The 15,932-nt window shown below is 45.7% G+C and carries 13 protein-coding genes; 8 read left to right on the top strand and 5 right to left on the bottom strand.

The window, feature by feature from the left end; translation table 11 throughout:
• The first annotated feature begins 121 nt into the window (after positions 1–121).
• Positions 122–1,381 (top strand): NupC/NupG family nucleoside CNT transporter, encoded by a 1,260-nt coding sequence (locus ABUE20_RS03435; protein WP_408618435.1) that lies wholly within the window; start codon positions 122–124, stop codon positions 1,379–1,381.
• Between the two features lie 50 nt (positions 1,382–1,431).
• On the opposite strand, the gene ABUE20_RS03430 is transcribed toward ABUE20_RS03435, so the two are convergent.
• Entirely contained in the window at positions 1,432–2,799 is a 1,368-nt protein-coding gene (locus ABUE20_RS03430; protein ID WP_408618433.1) for an IS1/IS1595 family N-terminal zinc-binding domain-containing protein, read from the bottom strand.
• A 767-nt stretch (positions 2,800–3,566) separates the two neighbouring features.
• Between ABUE20_RS03430 and tal the strand changes: the two genes are divergently transcribed.
• The 5 genes from tal (at position 3,567) to deoD (ending at position 8,930) form a co-directional block, all read left to right on the top strand.
• Positions 3,567–4,517, top strand: a complete 951-nt coding sequence (tal, locus tag ABUE20_RS03425) for a transaldolase (RefSeq protein WP_408618432.1) — start codon at positions 3,567–3,569, stop codon at positions 4,515–4,517.
• Between the two features lie 86 nt (positions 4,518–4,603).
• Positions 4,604–5,611 (top strand): adenosine deaminase, encoded by a 1,008-nt coding sequence (gene add / locus ABUE20_RS03420; protein ID WP_408618430.1) that lies wholly within the window; start codon positions 4,604–4,606, stop codon positions 5,609–5,611.
• Between the two features lie 15 nt (positions 5,612–5,626).
• Positions 5,627–6,949, top strand: a complete 1,323-nt coding sequence (gene deoA / locus ABUE20_RS03415) for a thymidine phosphorylase (RefSeq protein ID WP_408618428.1) — start codon at positions 5,627–5,629, stop codon at positions 6,947–6,949.
• Entirely contained in the window at positions 6,942–8,189 is a 1,248-nt protein-coding gene (locus tag ABUE20_RS03410) for a phosphopentomutase (RefSeq protein ID WP_408618427.1), read from the top strand. Before deoA ends, ABUE20_RS03410 begins: the two co-directional genes overlap by 8 nt.
• A gap of 36 nt (positions 8,190–8,225) precedes the next feature.
• The gene (gene deoD / locus ABUE20_RS03405; RefSeq protein ID WP_408618426.1) at positions 8,226–8,930 is read left to right on the top strand and encodes a purine-nucleoside phosphorylase; all 705 of its coding nucleotides are present in this window, start codon (positions 8,226–8,228) and stop codon (positions 8,928–8,930) included.
• Here deoD and ABUE20_RS03400 read toward each other — a convergent pair.
• A complete protein-coding gene (locus ABUE20_RS03400; RefSeq protein WP_408618425.1) occupies positions 8,908–9,558 on the bottom strand; it encodes an AhpA/YtjB family protein in 651 nt (216 codons plus the stop codon). The genes deoD and ABUE20_RS03400 overlap by 23 nt on opposite strands.
• Positions 9,559–9,666: 108 nt before the next feature.
• Here ABUE20_RS03400 and serB point away from each other — a divergent pair, with 108 nt between their 5' ends.
• Complete coding sequence (serB, locus tag ABUE20_RS03395; protein ID WP_408618424.1) at positions 9,667–10,656, top strand: phosphoserine phosphatase SerB; 990 nt, start codon at positions 9,667–9,669, stop codon at positions 10,654–10,656.
• Here the strand turns inward: serB and ABUE20_RS03390 are convergent.
• Positions 10,640–13,003 carry a PilZ domain-containing protein gene (locus ABUE20_RS03390; protein WP_408618423.1) on the bottom strand — a complete coding sequence of 788 codons (2,364 nt, stop codon included), beginning with the start codon at positions 13,001–13,003 and terminating at the stop codon, positions 10,640–10,642. The genes serB and ABUE20_RS03390 overlap by 17 nt on opposite strands.
• Before the next feature lie 262 nt (positions 13,004–13,265).
• Here ABUE20_RS03390 and radA point away from each other — a divergent pair, with 262 nt between their 5' ends.
• Positions 13,266–14,624, top strand: a complete 1,359-nt coding sequence (gene radA / locus ABUE20_RS03385; protein ID WP_408618422.1) for a DNA repair protein RadA — start codon at positions 13,266–13,268, stop codon at positions 14,622–14,624.
• A 1-nt stretch (position 14,625) separates the two neighbouring features.
• Here radA and ABUE20_RS03380 read toward each other — a convergent pair whose 3' ends face one another.
• Positions 14,626–15,000, bottom strand: coding sequence for a PilZ domain-containing protein (locus ABUE20_RS03380; protein ID WP_408618421.1), 375 nt, complete (start codon positions 14,998–15,000; stop codon positions 14,626–14,628).
• 69 nt (positions 15,001–15,069) lie between these two features.
• Positions 15,070–15,792, bottom strand: coding sequence for a lysophospholipid acyltransferase family protein (locus ABUE20_RS03375; protein ID WP_408618420.1), 723 nt, complete (start codon positions 15,790–15,792; stop codon positions 15,070–15,072).
• Positions 15,793–15,932 lie beyond the last annotated feature (140 nt).

Raw genomic sequence — 15,932 nt, 5'->3', positions numbered from 1 at the left:
CTATTTTCAATAGTTTCCGAATCAGGCAGAATATGATCATAACGAGTGTTTCTTGTCGTTAGAATATCTCGCCATGTTAATCTCTTCTCATATTTAATTTTTTGATTATCGGAACTTCAAGATGAATATATTGATGAGTCTGGTAGGTATGGTATTTCTTTTAGCAATAGCATATCTACTTTCTGAAAACCGAAAGGCTATCCGGCTACGGACGGTAGGCTTAGCTTTTGTCATTCAGTTCGGCATCGGGGTCCTGGTTTTGTTCAGTGACACCGGTAAGTCGGTACTGGGCGAGATGGCTATGGGGGTCCAAGTTGTAATTGATGCAGCCCAACAGGGGATTACATTCCTCTTTGGTGGGTTGGCTGGCCCGGCTGCGTTTAGCAGCGGGATCGGGTTTATTTTTGCGGTTCGTGTATTGCCGTTGATTATTTTCTTCTCATCGGTGATTACCGTTCTTTACCACTTAGGGGTGATGCAATGGGTGATTCGCATTATTGGTGGGTTCTTGCGGTTATGTCTTAAAACGAGCCGTACTGAATCGCTGTCTGCTACCGCCAATATTTTTATGGGACAAACGGAAGCACCGCTGGTGGTTCGGCCATTTATTGCCAAGATGACGCGTTCTGAGTTATTTGCGGTGATGGTCGGAGGGTTGGCTTCTGTGGCTGGTTCGACATTAGCTGGATATGCCGGGTTAGGGATTAAGCTGGAATATTTGATTGCAGCCTCATTTATGGCGGCTCCCGGTGGTTTGTTGATGGCTAAAATGATTGTGCCGGAAACCCAAAAACCCAATGATGATATTCAGGGGATCTTGGCCGAAGAGGAACGCAGTGTTAATGTGATTGATGCCGCTGCATCCGGGGCTTCATCTGGTTTATCACTGGCGTTGAACGTAGGCGCTATGCTGTTGGCTTTTATCGGTATCATTGCTTTGCTGAATATGATCGTCGGGGGTATCGGGGGTTGGTTTGATATCAGTGGCCTGACCATCCAGACGATTTTGGGCTGGATCTTCGCGCCAGTTGCTTACCTGATTGGTGTGCCTTGGCATGAAGCCGTTGTTGCGGGTTCATTCATTGGTCAGAAACTAGTTTTGAATGAGTTTGTGGCTTATGTGAATTTAGTTCCTTATCTGGATGGTAAAACTTTGATTGGGGCGACTCAAGCTGTGATGAGTACGCATACTCAGGCGATAGTGACCTTTGCTCTTTGTGGTTTTGCTAACATCAGTTCGATTGCCATTTTGCTGGGGGGATTAGGAGGAATGGCTCCTAGTCGTCGCCACGAGATGGCTGAACTTGGGGTTAAAGCGGTGATCGCGGGGACCTTATCTAATTTGATGAGTGCGACGATTGCCGGTTTGTTTATCGGTTAATCAAGGTTTCCCCAGTTTCAACAAAAGGAGCTTTAAGCTCCTTTTGTTGTTTATAGGGTTTCGAAGTCGTTTGCATAGTGCCTCTCATCAGTCTGGTAGGCCGCATTGAGCAGCGCTTGTATGCTGTGGTCATAATGGGGGAGCCCGAGTCGTTCGGCTGGGCTCTGTTCGCCATCAACGGTAAAATTGTAACAACAGCGCTGGATCAGTAGGTGTGCGTTCAGTGGTGCCAGACCTTTTATCATTTTCGGGATATGTTGACTCAGATATTGGAAATAATGCTGATTGGTGGCGATATCGCGCATTTGGAAAGGATGGCGGTAGTGCCGGCGTTCAGTAATGGGACAGTATCCGCCAAACGGAGTGCTGAACCAGCGATCTTTCCACCATCCCAGAGGACGGCCATCAGCCCAAAAAGCGGTTTGTTGATCGGGGTGGGAAAATAGATAAAAAACCTCAGCGTGCCGTTCTTGAATGGCTTCAATGGCGCCCATAATCGCCGCTCCCCGGATGCAACTTTCCTGTTCTAAATAATGATGTTGGTGCTGAGCGAGCTTACTGACATCCCGTAATATTTGAAAATGAGCATAACTGATTAGCCAGGGTTGGATGAGATGAGCCTGTTTCCAGCAGGCGGATGGACCATACTGAATATCTTCAAAATGGTAGCGGTTCATGATCTGTTGATAGCGTTTTTTGATGGCCTCGGTCAGTGATTGATCCGTAAATGCTGAAAGTCGGTTATCTTCTTTTCCCTGATATTCGCCATCCTCCAGAGATAATGTGGAAGCATTGTGGTTTAACAGGAGTTGGTAACCGCTTTTCGCTTCGGCTGTGGTTATACACCATAGCCGAATGTTTCCGGCGAGCGAAAGGATCCCTGTTTCACTTTGCATCGCTAGTAGGGTCCGGGGAAGGTGGTGATGCTCCAAATGGCGACTAAAATAGCTTAACAATATGGCCAGCCACTGCAGCTGCTGATAATAGCTTTTGGCATTTAACCCGAGCCGTTGCATTTGTCTCGTCGGTGATTGTTGCTGTTCAATACCTTGCAGTATGGCTTGTAGTTTTGTGAGTTCCGGCATTCGAGGCGGGGTGAAGACTTTTTGGCAGGTTCGACAGCGAAACCGCTGACGACCACTGGAGGTTACCCCATAGCGTTGAATATTTTGAGCATGGGCCTGAAAACAGCGGGGACAATGGAGTCGGGGATGCAGATAATGGGTTGGATGCTTCTCAAGATACAATTGATGAACAGCTTCATTATTGATCAGGGGAGGATAACTACCACATTTTTGGCAATGTAGCGCTGGATAGCCAAGGTGATGGCTGAGCTGATCATAATCAGCTTGATCGGGTCGACCAAAATTATCGCACCCCCAGCTTTTGCAACAGTTCAGATTTTGCATGAGTTTCATCTTTATCCGGAAGGAGTCGTCGTCATGTGGGATAGCTTATCAACAGATATGGTAAATAAAAATAAATTGACTAAAAAAAGCACGGGGAAAAGTTATTTTGTGGCTATTTTTTAGTTGGAGTTTCGATAGACTGCATGCGTGTGTTGCTGGCGATGCCAGTCGCAAGGTCGAAAGACCTTTCCACATTCAGTTCAATCGATGATACGATTTCCTTGCTGCTTGTATGATCGACTTTGGTTACTAACCACTTGGTGTATGCGTGGACCAATGGGGGGGACACTGTTCCTATACGGAGCGGGTTAGTGACTGAACTGAATGTGGCTCATCCTTCCTTTTACACTATTTTTCATTTTATTTTCATCTTGTTAAACGAATTTTAAGCAAATGCAAACTGCGTTTGTGTATCTGTTTATGGCTTCTATTTATCTAACTCATTGGTTTTAGCGAATAGTTCCATAGGTAATTGGCGATATTGTTATATTTTTATTAAAAAATCGTCTTTTTATCACTGTTACATGGTTGATCATTTGAACAGGATTTTATCTAATGGGGAGAGTAATCCTAACGTGTATCCGGGTTGAGGTTATAAATTTCTTGCAGAGCAGGATTGTAGATTGGATTTTGAAAAAGTAGCGGCATTGTTCATTAGTATGACTGCTATAGTTATCTATATTTATCAATGAATCATCTACACTGAATAACCTGTAAAGGTCTGAATACCCTGACTACATATTCACTATTTGAGATAAAGCAAGAGGTTATCATTCATGGCGACTTTATTAAGTCAACTAAAACAATACACAACGGTTGTTGCTGATACTGGGGATATTGATGCCATCGAGCAATATCAGCCTCAGGATGCAACAACTAACCCTTCATTGGTTTTAAAAGCATTACAAAAACCAGGCAGCGATGCGCTGATTAGTCAGGCTGCTGAATGGGCTTCTAAACGTACCCCTAATCCAGAAGAACAAGTGATTGAAGCGGGTGATTGGTTAGCCGTACATATTGGCACCAGTATTTTAAAATTGGTACCGGGGCGGGTTTCAACAGAGGTTGATGCTCGGATGTCTTACAATACAGAAGCTACTGTTGAAAAAGCTCGCAAATTGATCCAAATGTATGCTGATAACGGTGTCTCGAAGGATCGGGTTCTGATTAAAATCGCATCGACTTGGCAGGGGATCAAAGCAGCTGAAATCCTTGAAAAAGAAGGTATCAACTGTAACCTGACACTATTGTTCTCCTTCGCTCAGGCTCGGGCTTGTGCTGAAGCGGGCGCGTATCTTATTTCGCCTTTTGTTGGTCGAATTCTTGATTGGCACAAAAAAAATACCGGCGAAGAATATACAGCTCAGAATGATCCGGGTGTGAAATCAGTAACGCAGATTTATAATTATTACAAAAATCATGGTTATAAAACTGTGGTGATGGGGGCTAGCTTCCGCAACGTTGGTGAAATTCTGGCGCTTTCTGGTTGTGACCGTTTAACCATTAGCCCGGCATTGCTGGAAGAGCTGAATAATACTGAAGATACTCTGGAACGGCATTTGGTTGATGACTTTAAGATTGAACCAACGCCGAGTAAAATGGGTGAAGCAGAGTTTTTCTGGGATCATAATCAGGATCCAATGGCCGTTGATAAACTGGCTGAAGGTATTCGGAATTTCGCGGCTGATCAGTTGCGTATGGAAGAAATGATCCGTGCTAAATTGTAAGGTGCGCTCTGAGCCTTTCTAGGTTAAAAAACGGTCTTTAAGGGCCGTTTTTTTATGGTCTCAAATCATGGAATCAAGGAGTTTGTATGCTTGATCGAACTTTACCGGTGGTCGATCTTCACCGTCATCTGGATGGTAATGTCTGGGTTGAGACTATCTGGGAATTGGCACACCAGTTTGGGATTGCGTTGCCAGTTCAAGAGTCGTCTGAATTTGTCCGATATGTGCAAGTCCAAGGCAAAGAAAATGATCTGCTCGGTTTTTTGAAAAAGCTGGATTGGATGGTGAAGGTATTGGCTAATCTGGACGCTGTGCGTCGGGTGGCCTATGAAAATGTTCAGGATGCGGCTGAATCCGGTTTAGATTACTGTGAACTGCGATTTAGTCCTTATTATATGGCGATGAATCATCAGTTGCCGTTGGAAGGCGTGATAGATGCCGTGGTCGATGGGATCCAGGCGGGTTGTCGTGATTATTTGATTCAGATCAATCTGATTGGTATCCTTTCTCGTACATTTGGTATAAGTGCTTGTTTTGATGAACTCCAGGCCATTTTGAGTCGTGCGAAGTCTTTTGTTGCAGTGGATTTGGCGGGCGATGAACAGGGTTATCCGGGAGAACTGTTTACTGAACATTTCCGTCAGGTGCGAGAAGCGGGTTTAGCCATCACTATCCATGCAGGTGAGGCGGCTGGTCCTGAAAGTATTTGGCAGGCTATTCGAGAATTAGGGGCTACCCGAATAGGACATGGCGTCAGAGCGATTGAAGATCCTGCATTAATGGATTATCTTCAAAAATATCAGATAGGCATTGAATCTTGTCCAACCAGTAATCTACATACGTCGACGGTTGCGAGTTATGCCAAACATCCCTTACCCCATTTTCTGGATGCTGGCATTTTAGTGAGTTTAAATACGGATGATCCAGGTGTGAGCGCCATTGATATAGCCCATGAATATCAGATCGCTCAGCAACGGATAGGGTTATCGCCATCACAATTGAAGCAATTGCAGCAAAACGGTTTAGCAATGGCCTTTCTGGATCCTCAGCAAAAACGGCAACTTGTGAAAGCAGCCGAAGATCGGAGCCGCTAAAACTAAGGAGCGTGTATGTTTCTTCCACAGGAGTTGATTCGAAAAAAAAGAGATGGTGAACCATTAACCCCTGCAGCTATTCAATTTTTAGTGGATGGAATGACGAATGGACGGTTGGTGGACAGTCAGGTTGCCGCACTGGCCATGGCCATTTATTTTCGAGATATGAATATTGAAGAGAGCACCGCATTAACGTGTGCGATGCGTGATTCGGGATCGGTTTTGAATTGGCAGTCGTTGGCTCTGGATGGTCCGGTGCTTGATAAACATTCTACCGGAGGGCTCGGCGACGTCGTTTCACTGATCTTAGGGCCGATTATTGCAGCCTGCGGCGGTTATGTTCCTATGATTTCTGGACGGGGATTAGGGCATACCGGTGGCACATTGGATAAATTGGAATCCATTGCCGGATATACGGTAGATCCCAGTAGCCAAGTGTTTGAGCGAACTGTTCGAGAAGCTGGGGTGGCGATTATTGGTGCCAGTCGAGAATTGGCTCCGGCGGATAAGCGTCTTTATAGTATTCGGGATGTTACGGCAACCGTTGATTCTTTACCTCTGATTTGTGCCTCGATCTTAAGTAAGAAATTAGCGGAGGGGTTAGATTCTCTGGTAATTGATATTAAAGTCGGCAGCGGTTCTTTGATGGCGAATTTGGATCAATCTCGGGATTTGGCGCATCGGATGGTTGCCGTGGCTCGTCAGGCTGGATGTAAGACCAGTGCTCTATTAACCGATATGAATCAGCCATTGGCATCCAGCTGTGGCAATGCATTGGAAGTGATGGAAGTCATGGATTATCTGACAGGGGAATGTCGTAATTCCCGGTTACATGAAGTGACTACAACATTGGCGCAGATGATGCTGATTGATTCAGGGATTGCCGAGCATGCTGAACAGGCGCAACTGAAAATCGCTAAGGCTTTGAGTAGTGGAGAAGCGGCCGAGCGTTTTAATAAAATGGTCCGGATGTTGGGTGGGCCTCAAGATTTATTAGCCCAGGGCAAAAGTCATTTTAATCAGGCTCCGGTGATTGCACCGTTACTCGCTCCGCAAGATGGCTATCTTAGCCAGATGGACTGCCGCGAAATCGGATTATCAGTTGTGGCATTAGGGGGCGGTCGCAGTCGGCCTTCACAGAATATCGACTATCGGGTCGGACTTAATCGATGGTGGCCGCTCGGTGAAAAAATTTGCAAGGGAGACCCATTGGTGATGATTCATGCGGCTGATCAGACGAGCTGGCAAAAAGCGGCCCAACGGCTGCGAGAAGCGATTCTGATTACGGATGAAAAATCATCGGTTCCCGATGTGATTTATCAACAAATAAATGAATGACCAAGGAATTGTTGTGAAAAGGGTTGTATTGCTTGTATTAGATTCATTTGGAGTCGGTAGTGCTTTGGATGCCGATAAATTTGGTGATGAAGGTGCCGATACTTTGGGGCATATCGCCGAGCGTTGTCAGGCCAATCAGGCCAATGAACAGCGTACGGGACCTCTTCATTTGCCCTGCTTGACTCAGCTGGGGCTCGGCCGGTTAGCTCAGGCGAGCCGCGGAAAACCCGTGCCAGGATTAGCTGAAGTTTCCCCTATCGGCGCTTATGGTTATGCTCAAGAATTATCAAGTGGTAAAGATACCCCGAGTGGTCATTGGGAAATCGCCGGGGTTCCGGTTTTATTTGATTGGGGATATTTCCCTGAAAAAACGAATAGTTTTCCGCAATCGCTATTAGATGAATTAGTCGAGAAGGCTAATTTACCGGGCTATCTTGGGAACTGCCATGCCTCAGGAACGGCGATTCTTGAATCGCTGGGTGAGGAACATATGCGGACCGGAAAACCAATCTTTTATACTTCAGCCGATAGCGTATTTCAGATTGCTTGTCATGAACAGACGTTTGGCGTCGAACGCCTTTACCAGTTATGTGAACTCGCCCGGACATTAGTGAATGACTATAATATTGGGAGAGTGATTGCTCGTCCTTTTATCGGTGAACATTCCGGTAATTTTAAACGTACCGGGAACCGTCATGATTATGCCGTGAAGCCGCCACAGCCGACTGTGTTGGAAAAATTAGTCGATGCCGGAGGCAGCGTCACCAGCATTGGTAAAATTGCAGATATTTATGCTCATCAGGGCATTACTCGAAAAGTCAAAGCCACCGGTCTAGAAGCATTATTTGATGCGACACTCACTGAACTCAAAACGGCTGGGGATCATAGCATTGTCTTTACGAATTTTGTTGATTTCGACTCGGAATATGGCCATCGCCGGGATGTCAGTGGTTATGCTCGGGCGCTGGAATATTTTGATCAGCGGTTACCCGAATTATTAGCACAGCTTCAAGAGGGCGATTTACTGGCTATTATGGCGGATCACGGTTGTGATCCAACTTGGCCTGGAACTGAGCATACGCGGGAACATATCCCGGTGCTGGTGTATGGGCCATCGTTGAAGGCCGTTGATCTGGGTAAGCGAAGTACGTTTGCCGATATCGGCCAGACGGTGGCGGATTATTTTGATCTGCCCTCAATGGCTTATGGAACCAGCTTTTTATCCGCATTACGTTCATAGTTCGATCTGTTTTTATTGAAATGAAAGGAAGAATTTATGCCAACACCTCATATTAGCGCTCAGCCGGGCGATTTCGCATCGACGGTCCTTTTCCCCGGTGATCCGCTCCGTGCGAAATTTATCGCCGAACATTTTCTGGAAAATGCCCGGCAAGTGACGGATGTTCGCAATATGTTTGGGTTTACGGGGAGTTATCAGGGTAAATCGGTTTCAGTGATGGGATCGGGCATGGGGATCCCGAGTTGCTCGATCTATTCTCGTGAACTATTTACCGAATATGGGGTTGAGAAAATTATCCGAGTTGGAAGTGCCGGGGCGATTAGTGAATCGGTGAATGTCCGAGATATTGTGGTCGCCATGGGAGCTTGTACGGATTCCAAGGTGAACCGGACGCGCTTTAAAGGCCATGATTTCGCTGCAATTGCTGATTATGAGCTGTTATATAAAGCCGTTGAGGCGGCTAAACAACGACAGATTTCGGTTCGGGTGGGGAATGTTTTTTCATCTGATCTTTTTTATACCCCAGAGCCGGAGATGTTTGATGTGATGGAAAAACATGGTGTGTTAGCCGTTGAGATGGAAGCGGCCGGTCTGTATGGTGTTGCTGCCGAATGTGGTAAAGCGGCGTTGTGTCTCGTCACCATTTCGGATCATATTCGTCGGGGTGAGGCACTTTCAGCCGCGGATCGTCAAACCACTTTCAATGATATGATCGAACTTACTTTAACATCCTTAGTTTAAGGCGATGTTTGAATCGGATAGCTCGCCGACGGTGGGCTATTTTCATGAGCCGCCGATGCTGTTTCGAAATCAGCCGGGCGATGACAAATCCGACCCAAAGTGCCATCACTAACATGACTTGTAGTGCAAACTGAGCCGAATGAATGTAGCGATTGGCACTGCTGAGCATGGAGCTTTCTTCCAACGTGATCCTCAAATAGCCAGTTGCTTCTCCACTAGCGTTATAAATGGTGGCAATATAAGGTTTACGGCCAATGCCCTGGGCGGGAATGGCGGGGGCTCCTGACATCGGTAGAAGTTGGCGGATGGGCAGTGCGTGATCACTTTGGGCAAGGGTTATGCCTTGATGATCATAAATCGTGGCATCAAATATAAAATTTTCTTTAACGAGTGCATTGACTAACTTATGCAATTCGTTGAGTTGATTGGCTTGAATGTATTGTGCTGCATTAAATGCGGCCAGTGTCGTTAAGGATCGGGCTAGTTTTTCCGTTTGATTGCCTAGCAACGTCTCTCCCTTCTGGGCTAGATTCCAATAAAAGCTGGTTGCCACCAGAATGGCAACAACAACACTCATCAGTTCGATTCGGGCAAGCCATCGGAAACGTTTAAGCGGTTTTCTGGCCACAGCGGTCCTTACGATAAATGGTCAATTTTTCATTGTAGACTTGCCAAATCAAATTGCAATACGCTATGGTGTTGCGCCTAATTAAAGTACTTTGCCAAGGAACTGCCGGTGACGATCCAGATTGCACAACAGCTCGCTTCTGTAGGCCCTGTGTGGCCAGAGCAAGCGATTATGATGAACTCCCTTAATCAGCTTCGACATGCCGATAATTTTTCACCTGCTCACTATATTATTGGTTGGTCCCGTCGTAGCGATGATGCCGAGTTGTTATGGAATGCTTTGTATCGTACGGGTGAGACGCTCTATATTTATCCTACACAGCGTTTGATGGGGATAACCCTTTGGGCTTTGGGTTCTCCTTTAGCTCATGATGAATTAGTCACTCGACTCCAATCGGTGAATCAACAATTTGATGTGATTGTTACCGATCATATTCCTGATCTTAGACGCCCAGGAATGCTAGTGATGGATATGGATTCCACCACGATTCAGGTGGAATGTATCGACGAGATCGCTAAACTGGCCGGTGTCGGTGAACAGGTGAGCGATGTGACGGCTCGGGCGATGCGGGGTGAGTTGGATTTTAGCCAGAGTCTGCGCGCCCGGGTTGGTTTATTAAAAGGGGCTCCGGAGCGTATTTTACAAACCGTGGTTGAGTCACTGCCACTGATGCCTGGATTAAAAGTATTATTAAGTCATTTGCAGTTGAATGGCTGGAAGGTAGTTTTAGCATCCGGAGGTTTCACCTATTTTGCCAATGCATTGCAGCGACAACTGGGTTTCGATGCCGTGTATGCCAATCAGATGGGGATTAAAGAGGGTATCCTGACCGGAGAGGTCATTGGGGATATTGTTGATTCCAGTTATAAAGTGAATGTGCTGAAAATGCTACGAGAGCAGTGGCAGATTGATCCAATGCAGACGATGGCCGTTGGTGATGGGGCCAATGATCTGGCCATGTTAGCCGAATCGAGTCTAGGCATTGCATTGCATGCTAAGCCTATTGTACGCGAGCGCGCTAAAATAGCGATTTCACATAGTCATTTAGAAGGTATCTTTTTTATTTTGGCCGCAGCATTGGCTATTCGCTCTCATTAAAAGGTAATGCAATAGCCTGCCACTCAGCCGTGAGATCTTGAATTTCAGCAATGGCATAAATATTCCAGAGTTGTTCTTCGAGTTCTTTTACTCGGTGAGTGGCATAGCGTTTCATATATTCCATTTCATCATGGATATAATCCATATCCGGACGAACGGCTCGGGAAAGTTTCAATTCGATATAACGGAAGATGCCGTTGTTCATTGCTTGAGAGACGAATTCAACGGCTTGGTATCGAGATTTAAAGTCGCTCTCTCGCCGAATGGCAATCACACTATGGTTGGTGCGATGAATCGCCAGCATCAGGCGGATTTGGATCGATCCTTGTTGGGGTTCCAGTTGTTTCAAGGGCGTGATAAACCATTCTTGCCATTGCTCCGGACGCATGAGTTGTTCCAGATCCGCAGTCAGCTCAGAAGGCGAAAGTTTGAGTAATTCATTGAGGGAATTGGGGGCATCGCCAAAAGCCAATGTTCGAAGGCGTAACTGGGCACCTGCTTTCTCAATAAACAATACATGCTTGAAAAGAGCACGGCAGTAGATGTGTCGTAGTGCTTCTGAAAGTCCGGCCATCGTTTTGAGTTCCGGGGCTTTATTTAATTTATCGAGGTTATTTGCAATCAGTTTGGTAAAAAACAGTCGACCATGATGGTTTTTCCCTTCGACCTGTAAGTGAATCGCACGTTGATTATGCTGCACATTAACCACTTTATAAGGGAGTTGACTCAGCGTATAGCGCGTTACGAGTAATTGGAACTGTGGTAATGATACATGGATAATTTCCCCAATTTTAAGCGGTAGCGGATTATCCAGTTCAATTCGCATTCCACCGGGTGAAAAATCGCTCACCCAGCCAACTTCCTCACCCTGAGAGCATTGTATTTCCGCTAGAGAACGATATTGATATCGATCTTCTTTTCGAAGCTGTAAGTATTTATGGGTGATGACCCGAATCGCAGGTAATGGATACCGGTATTGGCCAAAACGCGCTAAATCATTAGGATCCAAGTCAGATGCGAATCGTTGATGATAAAACTGGGCATGTTGTTCTACGGTGATATCGGTTAACGAACCTAGCCAGGTTAACGATTCGAGCAATTTTTTGACGTGTCTTTCGTCGGTACCGGGAGCCTGATGAGGAATAATCGGTGGCAGAAAACCGTCGCTGGGATCGGCTTTTTTCCATTGGAAAAGGAAGACCCGCCAGCTAGTCTTGCTGGAACCGAAGTGGAAAAAAAGTTGCCTTAATTTAGGAAACTCGATCAGTTCTTCATGGGTGGCTGAATGAAAAAAGAGTTTGCGGTCATAACTGTGAACAAAACTGTAGATCAAAGTTTGTCCAGATTCTTTTTCCGTGAGCTGAGCCATCCGGGTTGAATGAAATAGTTGCCCCAGTAAGTTTTGATGAAATTCGTTACGCCAATAGGCTTGAATCGGCTGAGTGCTGTCGTTGCTCAGGACAAAACGCAGTTGAGGAATATCCTCGCCGACAAAATACAAGGGAAGTGAATTATTCCGGGGGAGAAAAAATTGTTGGTAGCTTTTGACTAAGATGGCTTCAGCCAGATTGACGACATCGACGCGATAACGTCCTTTATAGGCGTTCAGAAATTGATTAAAAAAGAGATTAAAAGCATCATCCTTTTCTACAATTTTTAGCCGTAGCCAGAGGCCTTTATCATTACGTTCACTATCTAATATATAATAATCAGTGCCCCGACCTAGAACCGGATTAGCGAATTCTTTTTCAAGCCCGGTGAAATACAAAGTCGCTTTATCACCTAGAGCAAACATGAAGGGGCAGTCTTCTGGAAGTTTAATTCGCATTCCAGATACGGACATATTGGAAGACATCCCGGAATAGATTTCTCCGGTGCTATCTTTGAGTTCAATCGGTACACTCAGATACATTCGCTCTTCAACCCGGCCATGATAATGAAATTGAAATGCCGGAATCGCAGTCGTTAATGGCTTGATTCGAGGAACTGGCTTTTCGGATTCATTCATCACTCGAAAATTATTTTCGGTTTGCTGCATGGCTTCGTAAACGCCGGTGCAATAATGGCCGTATTGACTGATGAGGTTTTCAAAAGTACGGATACCGACATCATCTAAGTAATGGGTTTGCCCGTCGTATTGATATTGCCGACATTCACCATCAACCTTTCCTCTCAGATCGATGAGGCGCTGAGTGGGGGCGATAAGCCGGTTCAGTTCCATTTTGATCAGGAACTTGTCGTTTTTACTTTCATTTTGCAGCATTCGATCGAATATCTGTGTGAAATCGGGTTCCCGGTGTAAGGGAATTAGGCAATCTAATGCTTGCTGCTGAAGAGCTTTGTCCATAACCACCTAATCTTGCTTGTGATTTTAATCAGAATAGCGATTTAACTTATTAAAGCATATCATAGCGACAATAGCCTTGTGGTAAACTACGTTTTTAGAGTCTTTTGATCTTTAATTGTTGTATTTTATTCAAATTAAAGGTGTTTTGAATGTGACTCAACTCATCAACCATGAGTAGTCGTGCTGATTATTAAAGTGGATTAATCGCTGATTATTTCATATTTTTGAATGAAACCTCCCTTTGTAATAAAAGAGCTTCACGATGGCGAAATCAAAAACGGCTTATGTATGTAGTGAATGTGGTGCCGATTATCCTCGCTGGCAAGGACAGTGCAGTGAATGTAAGGCCTGGAACACGATCACCGAGATGCGGATGCCAAGCGTTGTGCGTAACGATCGCTACAGTGGCTTTGCTGGTGCCACTCAGGCACAGGTTCAGACGCTTGATGCCATTGATTTGGATGAACTGCCGCGGTTTAGTTCAACATTTTCTGAATTGGACCGGGTCTTGGGGGGGGGGATTGTCCCGGGAAGTGCCATTCTTATCGGGGGGCATCCGGGAGCCGGAAAAAGTACTTTATTATTACAGGTGATGTGCCGATTAGCTCAGCAGATGAGTGCACTCTATGTGACGGGTGAAGAATCTTTGCAGCAGGTTGCTTTGCGTGCCAAAAGGTTAGGTTTGCCCCGCGAAAATCTGAAAATGCTGGCGGAGACCAGTGTCGAAACGATCGGGCAGATTGCTCTTGCCGAAAAGCCTCGAATTATGGTGATTGACTCGATTCAGGTGATGCATATGGCGGATATTCAGTCGGCTCCAGGGGGAGTCTCTCAGGTTCGAGAAAGTGCAGCTTGGTTGACTCGGTTCGCCAAGCAAAATCATATCGCTATTTTTATGGTGGGTCATGTGACGAAAGATGGGACATTGGCCGGGCCTAAAGTACTTGAACACTGTATCGATAGTTCTTTGTTGCTTGAAGGCGGAGCTGATAGTCGCTTTCGGACGCTGCGTGGACAAAAAAACCGGTTTGGTGCTGTGAATGAACTGGGGGTTTTTGCAATGACGGATCAGGGAATGCGTGAAGTCAGCAATCCATCGGCGATTTTTCTGTCTTTGGCTCAGGATCCTAGTCCAGGCTCTGTCGTCATGGTGCTGTGGGAGGGAACCCGGCCATTATTGGTTGAGATCCAAGCTTTGGTTGATTACAGCCAGTTAGCGAATCCACGGCGGGTGGCCGTTGGGTTAGAACAAAATCGATTGTCGATGTTACTGGCGGTTCTCCACCGCCATGCAGGTGTACAGATGTCTGATCAGGATGTCTTTGCGAATGTGGTGGGGGGTGTGCGAATCTCCGAAACGGCTGCTGATCTGGCTTTACTGGTTGCCATGATTGCTAGTTTTCGAGATCAAACATTGCCTCAGGATTTAGTGGTCTTTGGCGAAGTGGGGCTATCTGGTGAGATCCGGCCGGTCGTGAACGGACAGGAACGGTTGCACGAAGCACAAAAACATGGCTTTAAACGGGCGATTATTCCGGCGGGCAATGCTCCAAAAGAACCGTTAGCCGGAATGGAAGTGATTGCAGTGCGAAAACTGGCGGATGCGCTGGAAGCGCTTTAGATTACTGTGCATTGTATTGAATTAATTCTTTAAACTGGCGCTGAAGCAACTGCTCATCACCTAGATTTAATTCCAGTAACCGACGTAGAAATGTAGCACTGTCGAGATCCATTCGAATAAATTCCAATCCTAATGAGTCGTCATTATAGTGACGTCTTTGAGTTTCAATTCGAATGACATCATCTGGATTTTTATCATCCAGTGGGATCCTGAGTTGGATCGCGGTAATTTGATCAGGCCAATTCAGGGGTTTGGCGACTAAAGCCCCATGTAGTGACAGGTCGATGAGCTGCGTGGTAACACAAAGATCATTGACGGCCAATTCGACCTGATAGCTAAACTGGATCCGGGTAAAATGACGCTTCTCTTCAGACATAATTTCAGTCCGTTATTTTTATTGATAGACGACTATAAATACAGTTTAACAGGCCTGAAGGCAATCTATCTAATTGTTTAACGCTTCTTTGAATAATTGTTCCACATATTTACATAACTCGGTTGTGGTTTGCTCATCAACCGTTTGAGCATCGATAACCGGTAAGACTTCCAGTGACATATCGGCTCGGCCCAGTTTTAAGGAGTTCTTGGGCAATGCCTGAGAGGTTCCGCGGATCACTACGGGAATAATGCCGACATGATTATGTTTGGCCATCGCAAAGGCCCCGTTTTTGAAGGCGTGCAGTTCACCCGTTTGAGAACGACTCCCTTCTGGAAACATATAGACAGAGCTGCCGTTTTTGAGGTGCCATGAGACAGCTGCTGACATTTCGGCCACACTACGGCGATCGCCTCGTTTGAGACCTATATAACGGTTCAGATACATATTCCAGCCGATAAACGGAATTTTAAAAACTTCGATTTTGGATAGCCACTTGAATGGGGCATTTAATGCATAGGCTAAGAGGATATCAATTCCCGATTGATGGTTGGAAACGATGATATAAGGTTGGTCTGTTTTGAATCGTTCTCGGTGGAAAACTTTATAGTGCCAACAAGGTGAGAGGGTCATAATCAATTTGGCCCAGAACGAAGTTAAATAATGGACGTATTTTAATTGCTTATCCCAACTGACGGTGAGCAACCAAATCAGGCAAGACACCAAAAAAAAGAAAGGTGCGGTAATGGCCGTCAAGCAAATCAGGTAGATCGAATAAAAACGTTGTAACACTGGTCGTTCACTCTCGTAATTATGGTTTGATATTTGCATTAATCACTGCAACGGAGTGGGTTAAATACTCACCAATCCTAATAAATCGCTAGATGCTATCACGGCTTAGTCGCTTTAAGCTAGTTTGTCAGTGATGAAAG

Origin of the sequence: Celerinatantimonas marina (assembly GCF_046054165.1) — a bacterium.
GTDB lineage: Bacteria > Pseudomonadota > Gammaproteobacteria > Enterobacterales > Celerinatantimonadaceae > Celerinatantimonas.
The sequence above is the reverse complement of the archived record's forward strand: the minus strand, read 5'-3'. Positions and strand labels throughout refer to the sequence as shown.